19 protein-coding genes are annotated in these 20,612 nt (G+C 64.6%); 4 read left to right on the top strand and 15 right to left on the bottom strand.

Annotated features, from left to right (window positions below):
• Nucleotides 1–43 precede the first annotated feature (43 nt).
• A complete protein-coding gene (locus IE071_RS03940; protein WP_189439842.1) occupies nt 44–2,086 on the bottom strand; it encodes an OPT family oligopeptide transporter in 2,043 nt (680 codons plus the stop codon).
• Between the two features lie 97 nt (nt 2,087–2,183).
• Complete coding sequence (locus IE071_RS03935; RefSeq protein ID WP_189439841.1) at nt 2,184–3,071, bottom strand: RluA family pseudouridine synthase; 888 nt, start codon at nt 3,069–3,071, stop codon at nt 2,184–2,186.
• Between the two features lie 85 nt (nt 3,072–3,156).
• Between IE071_RS03935 and IE071_RS03930 the strand changes: the two genes are divergently transcribed.
• Both IE071_RS03930 and IE071_RS03925 read left to right on the top strand, forming a co-directional pair.
• A complete protein-coding gene (locus IE071_RS03930) occupies nt 3,157–3,714 on the top strand; it encodes a YaeQ family protein (RefSeq protein WP_189439840.1) in 558 nt (185 codons plus the stop codon).
• A 64-nt stretch (nt 3,715–3,778) separates the two neighbouring features.
• Nucleotides 3,779–4,213 carry an FKBP-type peptidyl-prolyl cis-trans isomerase gene (locus IE071_RS03925; protein ID WP_189439839.1) on the top strand — a complete coding sequence of 145 codons (435 nt, stop codon included), beginning with the start codon at nt 3,779–3,781 and terminating at the stop codon, nt 4,211–4,213.
• A 22-nt stretch (nt 4,214–4,235) separates the two neighbouring features.
• Here IE071_RS03925 and IE071_RS03920 read toward each other — a convergent pair whose 3' ends face one another.
• Together IE071_RS03920 and IE071_RS03915 are read right to left on the bottom strand one after the other, a co-directional pair.
• Nucleotides 4,236–5,093 (bottom strand): PA4780 family RIO1-like protein kinase, encoded by an 858-nt coding sequence (locus IE071_RS03920; RefSeq protein WP_189439838.1) that lies wholly within the window; start codon nt 5,091–5,093, stop codon nt 4,236–4,238.
• 84 nt (nt 5,094–5,177) lie between these two features.
• On the bottom strand, nt 5,178–6,176 hold the full coding sequence (locus IE071_RS03915) for an LLM class flavin-dependent oxidoreductase (protein WP_189439837.1): 999 nt from the start codon (nt 6,174–6,176) through the stop codon (nt 5,178–5,180).
• A 125-nt stretch (nt 6,177–6,301) separates the two neighbouring features.
• Between IE071_RS03915 and IE071_RS03910 the strand changes: the two genes are divergently transcribed.
• Nucleotides 6,302–7,024 (top strand): rRNA pseudouridine synthase, encoded by a 723-nt coding sequence (locus IE071_RS03910; protein WP_189439836.1) that lies wholly within the window; start codon nt 6,302–6,304, stop codon nt 7,022–7,024.
• Between the two features lie 262 nt (nt 7,025–7,286).
• Here the strand turns inward: IE071_RS03910 and IE071_RS03905 are convergent, their stop codons facing one another.
• The 5 genes from IE071_RS03905 to IE071_RS03885 all read right to left on the bottom strand — a co-directional run bounded on the left by IE071_RS03905 (nt 7,287) and on the right by IE071_RS03885 (nt 10,275).
• Nucleotides 7,287–7,796 (bottom strand): DUF1993 domain-containing protein, encoded by a 510-nt coding sequence (locus tag IE071_RS03905; protein ID WP_189439835.1) that lies wholly within the window; start codon nt 7,794–7,796, stop codon nt 7,287–7,289.
• Between the two features lie 125 nt (nt 7,797–7,921).
• A complete protein-coding gene (locus IE071_RS03900; protein WP_189439834.1) occupies nt 7,922–8,392 on the bottom strand; it encodes a GNAT family N-acetyltransferase in 471 nt (156 codons plus the stop codon).
• Nucleotides 8,393–8,395: 3 nt separating this feature from the next.
• A complete protein-coding gene (locus tag IE071_RS03895) occupies nt 8,396–9,166 on the bottom strand; it encodes a dimethylarginine dimethylaminohydrolase family protein (RefSeq protein ID WP_189439833.1) in 771 nt (256 codons plus the stop codon).
• Between the two features lie 23 nt (nt 9,167–9,189).
• Nucleotides 9,190–9,321, bottom strand: a complete 132-nt coding sequence (locus tag IE071_RS03890; protein ID WP_425503440.1) for an oxidoreductase-like domain-containing protein — start codon at nt 9,319–9,321, stop codon at nt 9,190–9,192.
• Between the two features lie 177 nt (nt 9,322–9,498).
• On the bottom strand, nt 9,499–10,275 hold the full coding sequence (locus IE071_RS03885) for a class I SAM-dependent methyltransferase (RefSeq protein WP_189439831.1): 777 nt from the start codon (nt 10,273–10,275) through the stop codon (nt 9,499–9,501).
• A 234-nt stretch (nt 10,276–10,509) separates the two neighbouring features.
• On the opposite strand from IE071_RS03885, the gene IE071_RS03880 reads away from it, so the two are divergent.
• On the top strand, nt 10,510–13,287 hold the full coding sequence (locus tag IE071_RS03880; RefSeq protein ID WP_189439830.1) for a M14 family zinc carboxypeptidase: 2,778 nt from the start codon (nt 10,510–10,512) through the stop codon (nt 13,285–13,287).
• 62 nt (nt 13,288–13,349) lie between these two features.
• Here IE071_RS03880 and IE071_RS03875 read toward each other — a convergent pair whose 3' ends face one another.
• From IE071_RS03875 to IE071_RS03850, 6 genes are all read right to left on the bottom strand, one after another.
• Nucleotides 13,350–15,170 (bottom strand): tetratricopeptide repeat-containing diguanylate cyclase, encoded by a 1,821-nt coding sequence (locus tag IE071_RS03875; RefSeq protein WP_189439829.1) that lies wholly within the window; start codon nt 15,168–15,170, stop codon nt 13,350–13,352.
• 610 nt (nt 15,171–15,780) lie between these two features.
• Complete coding sequence (locus tag IE071_RS03870; protein WP_189439828.1) at nt 15,781–16,077, bottom strand: hypothetical protein; 297 nt, start codon at nt 16,075–16,077, stop codon at nt 15,781–15,783.
• Between the two features lie 153 nt (nt 16,078–16,230).
• A complete protein-coding gene (locus IE071_RS03865) occupies nt 16,231–17,040 on the bottom strand; it encodes an SAM-dependent methyltransferase (protein WP_189439827.1) in 810 nt (269 codons plus the stop codon).
• A gap of 22 nt (nt 17,041–17,062) precedes the next feature.
• Nucleotides 17,063–17,839 (bottom strand): slipin family protein, encoded by a 777-nt coding sequence (locus tag IE071_RS03860; RefSeq protein WP_189439826.1) that lies wholly within the window; start codon nt 17,837–17,839, stop codon nt 17,063–17,065.
• An 81-nt stretch (nt 17,840–17,920) separates the two neighbouring features.
• Nucleotides 17,921–19,258 carry an NfeD family protein gene (locus tag IE071_RS03855; RefSeq protein WP_229792826.1) on the bottom strand — a complete coding sequence of 446 codons (1,338 nt, stop codon included), beginning with the start codon at nt 19,256–19,258 and terminating at the stop codon, nt 17,921–17,923.
• Nucleotides 19,259–19,407: 149 nt separating this feature from the next.
• Nucleotides 19,408–20,535, bottom strand: coding sequence for an MBL fold metallo-hydrolase (locus tag IE071_RS03850; protein ID WP_229792734.1), 1,128 nt, complete (start codon nt 20,533–20,535; stop codon nt 19,408–19,410).
• Between the last annotated feature and the right edge of the window lie 77 nt (nt 20,536–20,612).

The following is a 20,612-nucleotide window of genomic DNA, read 5'->3' as shown; positions in this document are numbered from 1 at the left end:
CACTGGCCGCTTCAAAGCGGCCTTCCACCGAGCATTCGGGCCGTTATGCGTTCTTCGACGACTGCGCCAGCCGGTACAGCCACCGGTATAGCAACACCATCACCACAGCGAACGCCGCGCCGCCGACCCACTTCGCCAATTCACCCGCATAGTTGTCGCTGACGAGGTTCAACGGAAAATCCCGGTTCGAAAAACCGAGTTTGTCGGAAAAGGCGACGAGCGCAGCAATGACAACGCCGACCAACCCCTCGCCCACGATCATGCCGGAGGCCAGCAGCACGCCGAGTTGCTTGGTCGCTTCGGGATTCTTCGAGCTGCGATCGGCGCGACGATCGAACCACCAGCCGGCGACCGCACCAACCACCACCATCAGCGTGCTCTGGGTCGGCAGATAGATGCCCAAACCTACCGCGAGCGGCGACAGGTGCGCGGACTTGGTCGTGCGACGCAATACCTCGTCGATGATGATCATCACCACGCCGATCGCCCCGCCGATCTCGATCAGGCTCCAGTCGATGTTGTTCTTGATCACGCCCTGCGCCAGCGCCGAGATCAACCCGGCCTGCGGTGCGGGCAGCGCATTGGCGCGCTGCGGACCCGGCGCACCGACAAAGCCGTAGGCATGGTTGAGCAGGTCGAGGATCGGCGGAATGATCGCGGCACCGGCAATCACGCCGACCACCAGCGCCCACTGCTGCTTGGATGGCGTCGCGTCGACCAGCTGACCGGTCTTGAGATCCTGCAGGTTGTTGTTGGCGATCGCCGCGGCAGCAAACACGATCGAGGTGACGAACAGGGCGAACGCCACCAGTGCGTTTTCGCTGCCGGCCGGCAGCGCCGAGCGGACGCCGAACACCAGCAGCAGCGCCGCGCAGATCACCACGATGATGCCGATGCCCGACAGCGGACTGTTCGACGAGCCGATCAGGCCGGCCATGTAGCCACATACCGCCGATACGAAAAAGCTCATCAGCACGATGAAGATCAGCCCGCTGACCACCAACGCCACCACATGATCGCCCAGTCCATGACCGGCGGTCATCGCGAAGTTCGCGATCAGCCAGCCGATCGGGAACAGGCACGCCAGCGAGATCAGACCGACCTGACCGATCGGGATGTCGTGCTCGGTACGCGGCAGTGACGCGAGATTGCCGGCACCGCGGACGCGCGAGGCAGCCATGGCGGAGGTCAGGCCGGTGATCACCGGCTTGACCAGCTTGGCCAGGGTCCAGATGGCGGCCACACCGATGGTGCCGGCGCCGACGAAGCGCACCTTGTGGCTCCAGGTCGCGTTGGCGAGATCCGCGATCGAGCCAGTCATCGGCACCAGTGTCGAAAAATGCGGCACGCCCCAGCCCCAGCCGATCACGGCGCCCACCAGCATCGCGATGCCGACCCACAAGCCGACCAGATGACCGATGCCGAACAGTGCGAACGAGAGGAAGAAATCGAAACCGGTCACGCCACCCTTGTCGCCACCGACGCGGAAGTAGTGCACCACATCACCGGCAAACACACGTGTCGCGACCACAACTGCGAACACCGCCGAGACGATCGAACCCCACAGCACGGCGAGCAGGCCGGCGCGATTGGATTCGGCGGCAGCTTCGGCGCTGATGCCGTCGCCGCCGCCGGCGCCGACCTTCAGCACCTCGGCGCAGGCCACGCCTTCGGGATACGGCAGGTCGGAATTGGTGACCAGGGCGCGGCGCAGCGGGATCGAATACATCACGCCAAGGATGCCGCCCAGCGCGCAGATCGCGAACGAGGTCCAGTAGTTGAAGCCGGTCCACCAGCCGATCAGGATCAGGCCAGGCAGCACGAAGATGATCGAGGACAAGGTGCCGGCCGCCGACGCAACGGTCTGCACGATGTTGTTCTCCTGCATCGTGGAACCCTTGAAGTAGCGCAGGATCGCCATCGAGATCACCGCCGCCGGAATCGAGGTGGCGAAGGTCAGGCCAGCCTTGAGGCCGAAGAACACGTTGGCCGCAGTGAACACCACGGTGATCACGATGCCGATGATCATGCCGCGCAGAGTGAACTCGGCGCGTGGCGTGGCGCTGGATAAGGGTTGTGCACTCACGTTTGTTTCTCCCCCGGACGGATGCTGCGGTGGAAGATAGCGTGGAATGGCTGCCGATGGTTACCCCACGCGCATCGGCGCTACGGCGCACCATGCGTCACAACGACAGCCGACTCTCGAATCGCCGCGGCTCACCGGAAAGCGGATCGACAAACGCCAGGCTGTGCGCCAGCAGCTTCAAGGGATGCTGGTAATCGTCGTCGGCCTTTTCGGCCAATGCCGGATACAACGCATCACCCACGATCGGCGCACCCAGCGCGGCCATGTGCAAACGCAGTTGATGCTTCCTGCCGGTGACCGGATGCAGCGCATAACGCCAGATGTCTCCGCTGCGCTCAATCGATTCAATCCGCGTCTTGCTGTTCGGCTCGCCATCGACCTCCTGCATCCGGAAGAACGGCTCCCCCGTGACGATGCGCGAGCGCCGCAGCAACGGAAACTCGAATGCCGACAAGGCTGGCGCCAGCGCCTCATAACGCTTGTCGATCCGGTGCTCGCGGAACAGCGCCTGATACGCGGCACGGCTGTCCCGGTTCGCCGAGAACAACACCAGTCCCGCGGTCAGCCGATCGATCCGATGCAGCGGCACCAGCTCGGGATTGCCCAGCCGACGGATCAACCGCCGCAGCAAGGTCTGTTCGACAAAACCGCCTGCCGGCGTCACCGGCAGAAAGTGCGGCTTGTCTGCCACCACCAGATGCTCGTCCACATGCAGCACCGTTTCGGTGAACGGAATCGGTGGCTCGTCCGCCACCTCGCGGTAATAGTGGATGCGCAAGCCTTCCCGATACGGCGTATGCGGCGTGACCGGCATGCCCTGTCCGTCCAGCACGCGCCCACGCGCGATGCGGTCCAGCCACTGGCCACGGTCGATCGTGGCGAAGTGCGCGCACAGGCAGTCGAGCACCGTCGTCCATGCACCGGAGGGCAGATGCACGGTGCTGGCGTGGGCATCGCGAATGAAGGATGGGGCGGATGGGCTCATGACGGCCCCCAGTCTAATGCCGGTCCGCAGGCCGCCCGTCGAGGGGAACGCGTAGAATGGTCGGCTGTTGTCTCAAGGCACTCCCATGGCACTCAACTCCACCATCTACAAGGTCGAACTGCAGATCAGCGACATGGATCGGCATTACTACGCCACCCATGCGCTGACCCTGGCGCGGCATCCGTCGGAAACCGAGGAACGCCTGATGGTGCGGCTGCTCGCGTTCGCGCTGTATGCGGACGAGCGGCTGGAGTTCGGCAAGGGCATCAGCGACGAAGACGAGCCGGCGCTGTGGCGCAAGGCGTACACCGACGAGATCGAGCTGTGGATCGAGGTTGGCCAGCCGGACGAGACACGCATCCGCAAGGCCTGCGGCCGTTCGCGCCAGGTCGTGGTGATCAACTACGGCGGCAACGCGGCGGAGATCTGGTGGAACAAGGTCGGCACAGCATTGGGCCGCAACAAGAACCTCACCGTACTCGACATTCCCGTCGCCACCGTGGCCGAACTGGTCGCACTGCTGCAGCGTGGCATGCGCCTGCAGTGCCTGATCCAGGACAGCCAGCTGCAGATGATGAACGATGCCGATGCCGTGGCCGTCGATCCGGTCAAGCGCATGGTCGCGGCCGAGATGGTGAGCTGAGCCGTGGTTTACCCGATAATCAAGCTTCGATCCCGTTTCCATCCACTTTTCTGGAGTCACCCCCATGCGTTGGTTGCTGCCCCTGCTCGCCGTATTCACCTTCGCTGCCTGCACGACGGCCGCACCGCCTGCGCAAGCCACCGGTAACGTGGACAAGCTCACCACGATCGACCAGAAGGTCGGCACCGGTGCCGAAGCGAAGGACGGCATGAAGGTGCTGGTGCATTACACCGGCTGGCTGTATGACGACAGCGCCAAGGACAAGCACGGCACAAAGTTCGACAGCTCGCGCGATCACGGCGAGCCGTTCTCCTTCATGCTCGGCCAGGGCAGCGTGATCGCCGGCTGGGACCAGGGCGTGGCCGGCATGCGCGAAGGCGGCAAGCGCATCCTGCTGATTCCGGCCGCACTCGGCTATGGCGCACGCGGCGCCGGCGACGACATTCCGCCGAATGCCTCGCTAGTGTTCGAGGTCGAGTTGCTGAAAGTCGGCAACTGAGCGGGCTGACAGGCTGCGGCGATCAATCTTCCTGCGCGGCCGCCTCGCGGCCTTGCTGCCGGATGATCGCCTCTTCCCGCGCGTCGATGATCGACTGCATCACGCTGTCGACATCAGCGATGCTCTCGTCGAACTCGAAGTGGCCGGTGAGCTCGCTGTCCGGGTGCAGTTCGCCCAGCTCGTACAGCGCCCACATTTCCTCGCCGTAATACGTATCCAGCAGCTCCGGCGCAAAGCGCGACAGGCTGATGGTGATATTGCCCACGTCGCGCCGCAGCATCGCACGTGCGGAGTTGTTGCCGGAGGCACTGACCGCCTGCGGCAGGTCGATGATCACCGGGCCCTCCGGCCCCACCAGCACGTTGTATTCGGACAGGTCGCCGTGAATCAGCCCCACGCAGAGCATCCGCGCCACCTGCTGCATCAGGAAGCGATGGTATTCCCGGGCAGTATCCGCTGACAGTTCCACTTCACCGAGCCGCGGCGCCGAATAACCGTCCGCATCGGTAACCAGCTCCATCACCAGCACACCGTTGAAATACCCGTACGGTTTCGGCACCCGCACGCCGGCAGCGGTGAGCTGGTACAGCGCGTCGACCTCGGCATTCTTCCAGGCGGCCTCGGCCTCCTTGCGACCGAACTTGGTCGCCTTGCCCATCGCGCGCATCTGCCGGCTGCCGCGCACCTTGCGCCCTTCCTGGTACTGCACGCGCGCCTGGAAACTGCGTTGCGCCATGTCCTTGTAGACCTTGGCGCAACGGATGTCCTCGCCCGAGCGGACGACGTAGACGGAGGCTTCCTTGCCGCTCTTCAGCGGTCGCAGCACCTGATCGATCACGCCCTCTTCGATCAGTGCCTGCAGGCCCTTGGGTGTTTTCATGCGTGGGGAAGCTTCAGCAATTCGTGGAATAACGCCCATTATGGCCGATCGACGGCCCTGCCCGTTCTTTCGGTGCCGCTCCGGTCAGTCTGCCGCCAGCAACCGATCCCGCGCTGCCGCCGCGATCTCGAACGAATGCCGCCGCGCCGCATGCTCGAACACGTTGGCGGTGATCAGCAGTTCATCCGGCTTGTGCCGGGCAATGAACGCCTCGATGCCGTCCTTGACGGTACCGGCGTCGCCGACCACCGCACAGGCCAGCGCTCGCTCGACCATCAGTTTTTCCGGCGGCGTCCAGTACGACTCGATATCGTCGATCGGCGGCGGAATCAACCCGGGCCGACCGCGGCGCAGGTTGATGAAACTCTGTTGCTGGGTGGTGAACAGCCGCCGCGCCTCGGCATCGCTGTCGGCGGCAACCACGTTGATGCCCAACATCGCGTACGGCTGCGACAGACGTGCCGATGGCCGGAAGTCGCGCCGGTACAGCGCCAGCGCCTCGTCCATCGCATCCGGCGCAAAGTGTGAGGCAAACGCGAACGGCAGGCCCAGCTGCGCCGACAATGTAGCGCTGAACAGGCTGGAGCCGAGCAGCCACACCGGTACCTCGATGCCTGCACCGGGTACGGCACGCACCTGCTGGCCGGGCACGGCAGGCTCGAAATAGCCAAGCAGTTCGACCACGTCGCGCGGGAATGCATCGGCGCTGTCGAAGTAGCGGCGCAAGGCCTTCGCGGTGGGCTGGTCGGTGCCCGGCGCACGCCCCAGGCCCAGGTCGATGCGCCCCGGATACAGCGACGCCAGCGTGCCGAATGCCTCGGCTACCTGCAGCGGTGCGTGATTCGGCAACATGATGCCGCCGGCGCCGACGCGGATGGTCGAGGTGCCGCCAGCCACATGGCCGATCAGCACCGCCGTCGCCGCGCTGGCGATGCCCGGCATGTTGTGATGCTCGGCCAGCCAGTAACGCTGGTAGCCGAGCCGCTCACCCAGTTGGGCCAGATCCAGCGTGTTGCGGAACGCCTGGGCGGCATCGCTGTCAGCCGTGACCGGCGCCAGGTCGAGGATGGAAAACGGAATCATGTCGAGCTCTCGCCGTAACGGAAGCCCCTGATCTGTGGGCGGTCACACCGATTGCCAGCGGTTCACACCGGTTCCCGCCGTCTTGGGACGCATACAATGGCCGCTCCTCACTCCATGGCACCCCGATGACAGAACCGGTTCGCCTCGCCAAACGTGTCGTCGCGCTGACTCAGTGCTCGCGGCGCGAGGCCGAGCAATACATCGAAGGCGGCTGGGTGCGCGTCGACGGCATCGTGGTGGAAGAGCCGCAGTTCATGGTCGACACGCAAACTGTCGAGCTCGATCCCGGCGCCAAACTGATTGCCACCGAACCGGCCACCCTGGTGCTGCACAAACCGGTCGGCTACGACGCCGGCAACGGCCCGAACCCGGCCAGCGCGCTGGTCACGCCGGAGACGCGATCGCCCGACGATGCCTCCGGCGTGCGCCCGCTGAAGCGGCACCTGCAGCGGCTGACCACGCCGCTGCCGCTGCCGACCAGCGCCAGCGGCCTGCTGATCTTCACCCAGGACTGGCGCGTCACCCGCAAGCTGACCGAAGACATCGAACGGGTCGAACAGGAGTTCGTCGTCGACGTCGAGGGTGCGCTGGTTCCGAACGGCCTAGCCCTGCTCAACCACGGCCTGCGCTTCAACAACTACGCGATGCCGCCGATCAAGGTCAGCTGGCAGAGCGAGCAGCGGCTGCGCTTCGCGTTCAAGGTGCTGCAACCGACCCAGATCGAACCGATGTGCCACGCGGTCGGCCTCAAGGTGCTGGCGATGAAGCGCCTGCGTGTAGGCCGCATCCCGCTGGCGAAGCTGGCGCCGGGGCAATGGCGTTATCTGGCACCACACGAACGCATCTGATCTGGCGCCCTGCCCAACAGCCATCGGAACCGCTTAGACTTGCCTGCGCGTCACGTACCGCAATTACCTGTCCACACCACGGAGAACACCATGAGCAAGGGTCTGGATTCAAAAAAGAGCGAGAAGAAAAAGCCGGCCAAGACCATGAAGGAAAAGAAGGCGGCCAAGCAGGAAAAGAAAAAGAACAAGTGACCGGCTCGCCTTTCGAGGCGAGTACGCGCCGGGCAGCGTCCATGCCCTGCCCGGCGCGGGGTCGGTCCGCTCAGTACTGCCCCATGTAGTCGCGCTTGCCGATCTCGATACCGTTGTGGCGCAGCAGTGCATACGCCGTGGTGACGTGGAAGAAAAATTGCGGCAGGCCGTAGCTCAATAGATAGGACTGACCGTCGAACCGGCGCTCCTTCGGCGTACCCGGTCGGGTGACGATCTCGCGCTGCGCGCTGCCGGCGAACTGCGCTGGCGTGAGGCCGTCGATGAAACCGAGGGTGCGGGCGATCAGGTCACGCAATTCCGCGAAGGTCTGCTCGTCGTCGTCGTACTTCGGCACCTCGGCGCCAGCCAGCCGCGCCGATACGCCGCGCGCGAAATCGCAGGCGATCTGCACCTGCCGGCGCAACGGGAACATGTCCGGAAACAATCGTGCCTGGGTCAACGCGGTCGGCTCGATGTTCTTCTCCGCTGCGTGCGCCTCGGCCTTGGCCAGGATCGCGGCGAGGCCGCCGAGCATCTGTTTGAAGACGGGAATGGAACTGGTGTATATGGTGTCGGTCACGGACTTTTCCTTGGATCGATGAGGAATGGATCGACCTAGCCTAACTGGTCGACAGCACAAGCTCGCGCCAGGCAGTCATCGGCGATCGCAACGACCTCGCCCGAAGACGATCGCGCACACCGGCGTTACGGCAGATCGAGATGCATCGGCTGGGTGACCAGGCCGGTATCGCTGACCAGCAACGGGCCGCTCGGCACGAAGCCGAAGTGCAGGTACACCGGCACCGCCATGGCCGAGGCCTTCAAGGTGAAATGGCGCGTACCGGCGCGGCGTATCGCATCGCGCATCGTGCGCTGCCACAGCTGACGCGCAATGCCATGGCCGTGCAGGCGGGTGCTGACGAAGAACTGGAACAGATGGGAGTCGTCGCGCATCGCCGCCACCCCGACCAGGCGATCATCGTCCAGCCAGGCCAGATGAAAGCGCTGGCCATCGCGAATCTTCTGCCGGATCAGTCTTGCGCCCATGCCATAGAGCAGCGCCTCGGCCGCACTGGCCGGCTGCTCCGGCAGGATCCAGCGTCGGGTCACGCGGCGCGCCAGCACGCCGATGGCCAGCGCATCATGTGGGCGGGCGAGGCAGTAGCGAATCTTCATCACTCACTCGTCCGCGCGAAATACCAGGCTGCAGCAGGTCACCGCACCTTCGGCCTTCTGCAATTCGGAGACGTCGACAGCGATCACGTGGAAGCCCGCATCGAGCAGCCGCTGCCGCGTGCGCGGGAAACTGGCCGGCATCACCAGCGCGTCGCCGATGCGCAGCACATTGGCCGCGTGTGGTTCGGCAGGGTCGACTTCGATAATGCGAAATCTGGCAAACAGCTCGCGATCCACCCACGCGGGCTGCAGCAACAAGGTGTTGTCGTCGAGCTGGGTCACCGCTGATTTCAGGTGCAGGCAACCGTGGGTCGGCACGCCCTGCACGGCGTAGCCATGGCCAGCCAGCAGTTCGCGCAACTGCGCAATGCCCTCTGCATTGCTGCGCGCCGATTCGCCGACGTACAGCGTGCGGCCGACACGCAGCACGTCGCCGCCATCCAGCGTACCCGGTGCCTCGATCGCCAGCACCGGTCGAAAACGACGCAGCACCTCGGCCACGCTGGTCACCTCGGCGCGGCGCGACAGCGCACCAGGCCAGGTCAGCACCGCGACCTCGTCCAGCACGATCGCCACGTCCTCGACGAAGACCGAATCGGGCAACTCCGCTTCAACTGGCAGCATCAACAGGCGGCAGCCGAGTGTTTCCAGCACACGCTGGTAATCGCGATGCTGCGCGCTGGCGCTGGCCACATCGATCGCCTCGCGCGGCACATACGACAACTCGCAGTTGCCGAGGGCAGGGCTGACTTCACGGGTAACAGCAATCCACATGGCGCTTCCTTGGGCAATGCAATTCAGGGGTGGCGGGCACGCCACGCGGCAAGCGCAGCCTGGTAGCGTTCGAGCGCTTCTTCGTAAACGTCGTACACGCAGCGCACGCAGCCTTCGCCGCAGCAATCGGCAGCATCGGGCTCAGCTGGACGCACGGGTGGCGGATCAGCAGGATCCGGTACCGACGAAGTGGTTTCAGTGGGACTCACAGCATTCCTGTCCGCATCGCGCCTACGGCAGGTATCCCGCCGCGATGACCGATGGTGCAGCCAATCGCCGTCACAGCTCAAGCAGGCCGCGTGGTGAGCGCACGCGGCCCGCGCTGGTGGCGGTTACTTCGCCGCCGGTTTGCGGAAGCGGTAGATGAACTGGTCGGTGTGGCCACGTATCGACTTGTCGAACACCTTGATGGTGTGCGGATCGTTCGGATTGCGCAGCGCGTTGCTCTCGCCGTCGAACACAAAGCCGGCCGCCTCCACCTGCTTTTTCACGATCGCTGGATCGATCCGATGCAGCGTGTCGGTATCGGCCATGCCGGAACCAGCCGGCGCGACGTGGTCGATGATCACCCACAGGCCACCGGGCTTGAGCGCGTCGAACACCTGCTTGTTGAGCACGGCGGGATCGACCTTGCCCATGAACTTGTCGGGATAGTCGTGATAGTTCTGCGAGGTGAACACCAGGTCGACCGGTTCCGGTGCGCTCAGTTGGTTGGCCGGCTGGGTCAGCACGCTGACATTGGCGTAGTGCGGATCAGCGGCGAGCTTGCTGGAGCCGGCCACGTCGTCGGCGTCCTCCTTCGCGTATTCGTTCGGCCACACCGTATAGACGTGGCCCTGCGAACCCACGATCGCGCTGAACACACGGGTGAAGTAGCCGCTACCGGGAATCAGCTCCACCACCTTCTGGCCCGGCTTGACCTCGGCAAAGGCCATCACGGTGGCGACCTTGCGGCGGGCATCGTTCGACTGGTCGGCCGCGCGGGCGGGGTCGCTGACCGCCTTTTGTACCGCGGCGCTGGTTGCGCCACCTTTCATATCCGACCCATGAGCCAGCGCAACCGCAGGAAGCGCGAGGGCCAACAACACAGCAAGCACAGTGTGGCGCATGACGTATCTCCGCAGTGAGGGGCAAGGTAGCGCCGATTGTGCTCCCGAACGCCGCCGCCGAACCTGTGCCGCTTGGCATGGGCGACCCGCCACTATTCGCCACCCCACCCAGTCGGCAAGAAAACGCGGCAGGTTTATCGCAAATCCCTACCCAACCGATGGCCTACACACGACCGCCCGGGCTCTGGCAAAGTGCAGCGATCGGCTGCCACCAGCCACTGGGGAAGACTCATCATGCGCATGTCCATCCGGGTTTCCTTGGGAACCCTGCTGGTGCTCGGCACCCTCGGCGCCTGTGCCGCATCCGACGCGAACAAGCCAACCGACTACGCCCGCGCGCCGGGCCAGCCGGTCGACCAGGCCTATACCGACCAGATCCTGAAGTTCACCACCGACCCCTCGTTCAACTCGCCGCTGACCGACTACCTGCCCGCCTCGGCCAGCGTGCCGACGCCCGAGAAAGTGCTCGGCCATATTTCCGGCGCACCGAACTACCTGCCCTACTCGGCCGACGTCTATCGCTACTTCCGCGCGCTGGCCGCGGCCAGTCCGCGGGTAAAGGTGTTCTCGATCGGCAAGAGCGAGGAAGGCCGCGAGATGATTGCGGTGGCGATCGCCGACGAAAGCCTGCTGGCCGACATCGACGCGAACAAGGCACGCCTGGCCAAGCTGGCCGACCCGCGCAGCATCAACATGGACGACGCCACCGCCGACCAGTTGATCGCGCAGTCCACGCCGGTCTACTACATCACCGGCACCATCCACTCCACCGAGACCGGCGCACCGACCGCGCTGATGGAACTGGCGTATCGCCTCGCGGTGGACGACGCACCGTACATCCAGCACATCCGCTCGCACGTGATCACCCTGATCACGCCGGTGGTCGAGGTCGACGGCCGCGACCGCATGGTGGATCTGTACAACTGGCACCTGGCGCATCCGGGCGAGAACTATCCGCCGTTGATGTACTGGGGCCACTACGTCGCGCACGACAACAACCGCGACGCGATGGGGATGACGCTGAACCTCACCCGCAACGTGGCCGATACCTATGTCGGCTGGCATGCGCAGGTGCTGCACGACCTGCACGAGTCGGTGCCGTTCCTGTACGACAACACCGTGGGCGATGGCCCGTACAACGCCTGGATCGATCCGATCCTCACCGGCGAGTGGCAGCAGCTGGGCTGGGACAACGTGCAGCAGCTGACCACGCTCGGCATGCCCGGTGTGTTCACTCACGGCGACTTCGATACCTGGAGCCCGGGCTACCTGATGTTCATCGCCGCCATGCACAACGGCATCAGCCGGCTGTATGAAACCTTCGGCAACGACGGCGCCGACACGGTCAAGCGCACGCTCGATCCGGCCGACTATCAGCGCACCTGGTACAGGCCGAATCCGCCGATGGCTGAAGTCGTCTGGTCGCAGCGCGACAACAACAATTACGAACAGACCGGCCTGCTCACCGCGCTGAATTATTTCTCGGGCAACAGCCAGCTGTTCCTGAAGAACTTCTACCTGAAGAGCAAACGTTCGATCGAGAAGCCGCAGCAGGCCGGCCCGTCGGCCTATGTGTTCCCGGCCGACGACCGGCGCAGCGGCTCGCAGGCGCAGCTGTTGCGGGTCATGCAACTGCAGCATGCGGAAGTCAGCCGTCTCTCGGCGCCCGTCACGGTGACGTTGCCTGGCGTGAAGGACAGCGACGGCAAGACCGGCAATGCCACCTCGCGCACCTTCGCCGCCGGCAGCTACGTGGTGCGCATGGACCAGCCGTATTCGCGCATCGCCGACACCCTGCTCGATCGCCAGTACTGGTCGCCGAAGGACCCGCAGCAGCATCCGTATGACGACACCGGCTGGTCGATGGGCGACCTGTTCGACGTGCAGGTGGTGCGCGTCACCGACAACGCCATCCTGAAAGCGCCGATGAGCCTAGTCAGCGAGCCGATCGCAGTACCGCAAGGGCTGGCCGCCATCGACATGCCGGCCGCGAAGCTGCCGCGCATCGCGCTGATGCACACCTGGCTGGATACCCAGACCGAAGGCTGGTGGCGGATGGCGCTGGACAAGCTGCACGTGCCGTACAGCTACATCAGCACCCAGGACGTGGCGAAGGCCGGCGACCTGCGCGCAAAGTACGACGTGATCCTGTTCGGCCCGATCGGCGGCACCAGTGCACAACAGATCATCGATGGTCTGCCGATGTGGGGCAATCCGATGCCGTGGAAGACCACGGCGTTGACGCCCAACCTCGGCCACATCGATGCCACCGACGATATCCGCCCCGGCCTCGGCGCCAGCGGCGTCGCCCACCTCAAACAGTTCGTGCAGGCCGGCGGCCTGCTGATCACCGCCGAGGACACCGCGAAATTCGCGATCGACATCGGCCTCGCGCCAGGCGTGTTCGTCACCCCCAGCAGCAAACTGAAAGTCGTCGGCAGCGTGCTGCAGGCGAAGTTCGTCGATCGCCACAGCCCGATCGCCACCAGCTACACCCGCGACGAGCTGGCCTTGTACAGCGCGGCCGGCCAGTCGTTCGCCGTGTCCAACCTGATCACCGGCGACAAGGGACTGCCGAACGCGAAGGACTTCCAGCGCCCGACCGGACGCGGTGGCCCGCATGACACCGACACGCCGGAAGGACGCGCCTCGATCGATCCGCCCGCGCTGCCCGACGTCAAGCCGTGGCAGGCGCTGTCGCTGAACGCCGAGCAGATGCGCAACAACCCGTGGGTGATTCCGGACGGGCAGCGTCCGCAGGTGATCCTGCGCTACGCCGACGCCGCACACCTGCTTATTTCCGGCCTGCTCGACGGCGGCGACGAGATGGCCGAGCGTGCTGCCGTGGTCGATGCCCGTTACGGCAAGGGACACGTGCTGCTGTTTGCCAGCAATCCGATCTGGCGCGGCGAAACCATCGGCAGCTATCCGCTGGTCTTCAACGCGATCGTCAACTTCGATCGGCTGGATACGTCGTTGGCAAAACCGCAGGCGGAGAAGAAAGCCGAATAAGCGCCGCACCATCATTCCGGCCTGCGTCGGAATGATGGTGCGTGAAGTTTTTCGAAACGCTCCTACGCGCGATCGGTTGCCACGCCAGCGACTCGCTGACGCGGCTGCGTGTCGTCGCACACGCTGACCCGGTTGCGACCTTCGCGCTTGGCCCGATACAACCCATCGTCCGCATCGATCAGCAGCTGGCGCAGTTCGTAACCCGAGCGGACAATCGAGGCCACGCCGAAACTGGCAGAGATCGGAATGCCAGGCGCGTCTTCGCCGCTGGCTGCCGAGGCGATCGCCACGCGGATCTGTTCGGCCCGGCCGAGCGCCTGATCGAGTGTGCATTCGGGCAGCACGATGCCGAACTCCTCGCCGCCGAGGCGACCGAAGATATCGGTGGAGCGCAGATGCTCCTGACATGCCGCCACGGCGCGCTTCAGCACGCGGTCGCCTACCGCATGTCCATGCGTATCGTTGACGATCTTGAAGTGATCCAGATCGATCAGCACCAGGCAGGCCTGCCGCGCCGATTTCTTGCAGTACTGCAGCTGCTGCTCGGCCGAACTGACGAAATGCTGCCGGTTGAAGATACCGGTGAGGCCGTCGCGGCGAGCCAGCTTCATGAAACGCAGCTGTGAGCGCTTGATCCGGTAAGTCCACAAGACAATGAAGGCCAGTACGGTCAGCAACAGGATGATGTAGAGCCGGTTTGTTTCCGAGGCGCTCTTGTCGAGCGACTGTTGCAATTGCAGGATCTGATTCTGCTTGTTCAACGTGTCGATCTGCAGCTTTTTCGCCACGACTTGCTGCTGCACCGTCTGGAACGCGAGCGCCTTCGCGCTGACCTCGTCCAGATAGCCCTTGTCGGCGACCATGTATTGCTCGTGGTAAGTCAGCGCCGAGGCGGCGTCACCCTGCTGTTTGGCCACCTGATACAGAATTCGGTAAGCCGTGCTGATGGGCTCGGCATAGCTGTTGTGGGTGCCGTGCGCAACCGCGGCCAGCGCCGATTCACGAGCTAGTTCCAGCTGCCCGGTCTCACTGTAAGCGGTTGCCAGCAACGCATCGAACTGTGCGAGCTGCGGCGCATAGCCATCGCGCTGCACCACAGGGTAGTGTTTCCGCAGCAACGCAATCGCTTGCTCGGGGTGTCCGCGGTTGAGGTCCAGTTTGGCCGCGAAGTAGCGGATGCCGTTGGCGTAGAGGTTATTGCGTTCCTTGATACAGACCTCGATGCCCTGCGTGATTAGCGGCTCGATGTCCTGCCACTTGCCGCCACCGTACAGCGCCGCGATCCGGGTATGGTCGCCTACACAGGTGTGTCCGGCACGCGCCAGGCCCCGCTTGAAAATTTCCTCGGCGTAGTAGGAGGCTAGCTCGTATTGCCCGGCCTCCGCGTACAGTGAAGAAGCCACAGCAAAGCCTCGTTCCTGGTTGCCTTGACCAATGCCCGTCCCCTCCTGCAATGAAACAACCAACTGGCTCAGCTGACGAAAGGCCTCCTCGAAGCGGGACTGTTCCGACAGCGAGTTCACCCGGAATATAGCGGCTTCAAAGCGCAGATCCGCATCCCGCGACTCGTCCAGGATGCCATCGATCAATGCGTCCGATTTCTGGTAATTGCCGCCAAAGGCGGCCTGCCAGGCCTGCAGGTAACGCAGGCGTTGCCGCTGTTCCGGTGCCAATTGACTGGATACCTGCTCCAATCGATGCAGCAGGTTCGCGCACTGCTCGGTAAGCGACGATGTGCATGTCTGTGTCTCGGCCTGCTGCAACAGCGCCGCATCGTCAGAGCTGCTGGCTGGCGCGGCCGCACAGGCCACGCCAACGAACAGGGCAACGCCGCCGATCGCACCGATCAGCACCCTTCGACGCCAGGTGCCAGATGCGGACATCGACTAAGCCCGCGGCGGCTCGCGCCGATGCGCTGGGTTTTCGGCGGCACCATCGTGTTCGGAACAATCCGTGGGGTCTCCGTCTTCACCGTCTTCCTCCGGCGGCGGCGGCGGTACCGCAGGCCGCATCGGGCTCGGTCCGGGGGGGCCTGGTGGGCCAGGCGGCACCAGCAAGGCGCACTCCAATTTCGTTCCCAACAACACACCCAGCTGTTGGACATCCTTGGCGAGCACCGCCGATTGCAGCTCGGGTGCAATGTCAGTCGTGGACAAGGCTGCAGCCAAGTCGTCCGTCGACGCCAACGACAGCTGCGCGTCTCCTCCCATCCTTTCCATGAAATCGATAACGTCTGACAAGACTCCCCCTTGAACCTCAAGTGATGTATCGGCACGCACGATTGCTCAATGTGGCTGCGCGCCAGCGAACCAAGGCGCGTCCCTGCATCATGCCGAACCCGGCACAGGCCAAGCCAACCTGAGTGTCACGTCCGCAAGCCAAGGTGTAGCCCCTGCGCACCGCCAGCGCCATTAAGCGCCAGCCGCAGGATACCGACTAATCAGGCAATGGCACGCGCTGGCGCCTAGCCATCGCGTGCTCAGCGCACGGTACTCAGTGCTCTCCCTGGTATTGCTCCCACTCTTCCTCAGGCAGGGGCGGTGGTGGCGCTACCGGAAACGGTGCGTGATGTGGTCCGAAGCCCGGAGGACCCGGCGGTGCCACCAACATACAAACCGCCTTCGTTCCCAACAGCATCTCAACCTGTTGCGCGTCCCGTGCGAGCATCGCCGATTGCAGTTCGGTTGAGATCCCGGTGTCAGCCAAGGCCAAAGTCAACTCGCTCGGCGACGCCTGCGAGAGCTGCGCGTCTCCGCCCATCCTTTCCATGAAATCGATAACGTCCAACATGATCCACCCCCTGTAACGATCAGTGATATATCTGCACGCGCGCAGACTCGTCGATGGACGCGTGCTGCAACGTGTTGAATTGCCCCTATTGAACCAGCCTCAGCAGCTTAGCGTGCCCGCCATCGGGGAGGCTAGTGCATGGGGCGTGCACCTTCAGGATGGCATGCCAACGGCTCGATCCAGCGCGTTGAGCCGCGCCAGTATCTCGGGATCGGCCTGCATGGGGCGCGCCGGCGGAATCACTATGGTCTCGGCCATGCCGATCTTCGCCTGCGCCAAGACACCCAGCGCGATCCGCTCGATGCGCGGCCGCTCGATCGGCAACGTGGCGGCGCGGTAGATGATCACCTCGTGGTCCAACGGGTAGTCGCGCGCCAGCACATCGACCAGCACCTGGCGATACGCCGCGTTGGTGGAGAAGCGGGTCATCGACTGATCCCCGACCACCCCCACCTGCCACAGAATCAGATAGGCGGTCGGATCAATGCGCCGCTGGTAGAACAGCAGCTGGCTGGCCTCGAAATGCTGGCAGCCATAAGCACCCGGATCGATGCCGAGATCGGCATACAGGCAATCCTCGGCGGATACGCCCGGCTCCATGTGCGCGTGGTAGCCCTCGTTGCGGGCCATTTCGATCGCCTTGTGCGGCACCCAGGCGAACACGCCGGGATGGCCGTAGAACACCCCGCATACCCGCTTGCCCGCGCGCACCTCGGCGAGCATCGCGCCGACCATCTGCCAGTAGGTATCCATGCGCGAGCAGCCTTCTCGGTAATACGGCTGCAGGCTGCGCACATCCGCATGCATCCTGTTCAACCACAACTCGACCACGCCATCGGAAAGCGCGGCGAACACCACGTCCGCCTGTTCGATGTGGCTGCGCGCCAGCGGGCCGAGGTGGGCACCGAGGGTCATGCCGAGGCCAACGCAGACCAGACTTCCAGAGGAACGTGTTGCATCCATGTGGTTTGCTCGTGCGGGTAAATCAGTCCGTTGTACCCGAATCCCGCTTCGATGGAAACGCCTCCATCAACGGCCGGATCAGATCCAGCGGCAGCGGGAACACGATGGTCGAGGATTTACCGTTGTTGGACATGTCGGCCAGCGTCTGCAGGTAGCGCAGCTGCAGTGCCTGCGGTTGCTGCGACAGCATCGCGGCGGCATCGCGCAGTTTCTCGGCGGCCTGCATCTCGCCTTCGGCGTGGATCACCTTGGCGCGGCGTTCGCGCTCTGCCTCGGCCTGACGGGCGATCGCGCGCACCATCGTCTCGTTGAGGTCGACGTCCTTGATCTCGACGTTGGCGACCTTGATGCCCCATGGGTCGGTGGCCTCGTCGAGGATCGTCTGCAAGGTGTGGTTGATCGAATCGCGCTGCGACAGGATCTCGTCCAGCTCATGCTGGCCCAGTACCGAGCGCAGCCGCGTCTGCGCCAACTGGCTGGTCGCCTGCAGGAAATTCTCCACCTGCAGCACGGATTTGTCGGGTTCCACCACGCGGAAGTAGACCACCGCATTCACGCGCACCGACACGTTGTCGCGCGAGATCACGTCCTGCGGCGGCACGTCCATCACGGTTACGCGCAGATCGACCCGGATCATCCGCTGCACTGCAGGAATCAGCAGCACCAGCCCCGGCCCTTTGGTGCCGGTGTAGCGGCCTAGCGTCAGCACCACGCCACGCTGGTACTCCGGCAGGATCTTGACCGCGGAGAACAGCAGCATCACACCAAGGACTACCAGTATTCCGACAAATCCGAACATGATCATCTCCCTGAATCATCAAGCAATCATCGTGAAACGGGGCGAGCCGTTGTCGCACGCCAATGGCTGCGGGCACATGGATCACCCTGGCTCGACCCACAGTAGCAGTCCCTGCCGTCGCACCACACGCACTCGCGCGCCAGTCGGCAGTGCGCTGTCGCAGTGCACACGCCAGCGCTCGCCGCGCAGCATCATCCAGGCCTCGCCGCCAGCGCTCACCGGCTCCAGCAGTTCACCGGACTCGGTGATCATCACGACATCGCCATTGACCTGATGTGCACGTCGCGACCCGAGCACCAGCCAGACGATCAGCGCCAGCAAGGCAGCCGCGCCAGTGGCCAGGCCACCGATGACGCCGAGGTTGACGCCGTAACCCGGCACACCCGCCTTCATCAACATCACCGAACCGATCACGAACGAAACCAGCCCGCCGGCACCGAGCGCACCTATGCTGGGATTGACCGCTTCGGCCACCAGCAAGCCGACGCCAAGCGCCATCAACGCCAGCCCGGCGTAGTTCACCGGCAACAACTGCAACGCGTACAGGCCGACCAGCAGGCAGATGCCACCGACGATGCCCGGCAACATCGCACCGGGATGCAGCGCCTCCAGCACCAGGCCGAAGATGCCGCCCAGCAGCAACAGGTAGGCGATGGTGGGATTGGTGATGATGGCCAGGAAACGTGTGCGCGCACCTGGCGCGTAGTCGCGCACGGTCGCACCCTTGAGCTGCAGCGTGACGCTGCGATCGCCCACCTGCACCTGGCGACCGTCCGCCTTGGCCAGCAGGTCGGCAACGTCCGTCGCCACGAAATCGATCACGTGTTGTTGCGCCGCCTCGCTGGCGGTCAGCGTGGCCGCGCCGCGCACGGCCTGTTCCGCCCACGGCGCATTGCGTCCGCGCAGCTGTGCCAGCGAGCGGATGTAGGCGATCGCATCGTTTAGTGCCTTGTGCGACTCGGCGTCGTCGCCTTCGGCCGACTGGTCTTCCACCGAAGAGCTGGATGCGGCCGGCTTGTCAGTGGCGCCCGGCATCGATGTGGTACCGCCCAGCTGGATCGGTGTCGCCGCACCCAGATGCGTGGCCGGCGCCATCGCTGCAATCTGCCCGGCATACAGGATGTAGGTGCCAGCCGAGGCCGCGCGCGCGCCGCCCGGCGCGACGTAGACCAGCACCGGCAGCCTGCACGCCAGCATGCTGGCGATGATCTGCCGCATCGAATCGGCCAGGCCACCGGGTGTATCCAGCCGCAGCACGATCGCCACCGCGCCGTCGGCCAGCGCACGCTGCGAGGCATCGTCGAAGTATTCCGCCGCAGCCGGACCGATCGGGCCATCCAGCGCGATCTGCGCCACCATGCCGGTAGTCGCCGCGCGGTCAGCCCGCACAGGCAGCGCGGTGGTCGAGCCTCCTTGCATCGACACCGTGCAGAAAATCGCAACCGCGCCCAACCAGGACCAACGTGCCATCACACCGAACTCCCGGCGACATCAACGTCGATGTCGTCATCGTAGCGCGGACGATGTAAAGGCATCGCTGTGGCGCGAATCCCGCGTGATTCAGGCGCTCATGCAGCGTGTTCCTGAGCGATGTTCGGTGCGTGATCACGTGCCGCGTCGGTTTCGAACGCACGCCACCACGGTGCCTGCAAAACGGAATCCGGACGCACGGTTTCGCCCGGTCGCGGCTGTACCAGCCGCACGCCCTGCTCCACCGCCAGCGCGCGGATGCGCTCGGCCGGCTCGTCCCAGCGATGCATGGCCAGATCGAACGTGCCCCAGTGCACCGGCATCATCGTGTGACCACGAACCAGCTGATGCGCAGCGATGGATTGCTCCGGCTGCATGTGCACGTCCGGCCACAGTTCGTTGTACGCGCCGCATTCGATCAGGGTGAGATCGAACGGCCCGTAGCGCTCGCCAATCTGCGCAAAGCCCGCGTGCATGCCGGTGTCGCCGCTGAAGAACAGACGCTCGCGCGTGCCGAGCACGCACCACGATGCCCACAACGTCGAGTTGCCGTCACGCAGGCCACGACCGGAGAAATGCTGCGCCGGCGTGGCCGCGAACGTCAGTGGGCCGAAGTTCGCCTGCTGCCACCAGTCCAGTTCCACCACGCGGGCAGCATCCACGCCCCAGGCGATCAGCCGCTTGCCCACGCCCAGCGGCGTGTAGAAGCGCTCGACTTTGCCGGCCAGCGCGCGGATGGTGTGGCGATCCAGATGATCGAAGTGATCGTGCGACAGCAGCACCGCGTCGATCCGCGGCAACTGCGCCACCGTCAACGCCGGCGGCGTGAAGCGCTTCGGTCCCGCGAACGGCAGCGGCGAGGCACGTTCGCTCAACACCGGATCGGTGAGCAGGCGCAGACCGTCGATCTCGATCAGCGCTGTGGAATGACCGAGCCAGGTCACCCGCAGCGACTGCGAGGCCGGGCCGCTCAGTACATCGGCGCGCACCGGCGTCACCGGCAACGCATTGCGTGGCTTGCGCCGGATGCCGCGATTGAGCCAGAACTCACGCATCACGGCGCGCAGACTGCCGGCTCGGGTATCCGCCACATTGCGGAAGCGGCCGTTGCGCCAGGCGACCGCGCCGGCATGGTCTGCCTCCACCGGCGCACGATGCGTCAGCACACGCCACGCCGCGACCACGAGGCCAAGCACACCGACAATGATCAAGCTGGTTGCCATCATGGGACTCCTCAACAAGTAAACGATGTCGTGTACTTTATGCCGACGTTGAAAGAAAGTAAACTACCGCGTGTACTTCG

Source organism: Rhodanobacter panaciterrae, from assembly GCF_014651895.1.
GTDB classification, from domain to species: domain Bacteria; phylum Pseudomonadota; class Gammaproteobacteria; order Xanthomonadales; family Rhodanobacteraceae; genus Rhodanobacter; species Rhodanobacter panaciterrae.
Note: the sequence above shows the minus strand (reverse complement) of the source record. Positions and strands in the feature narration are given on the sequence as shown.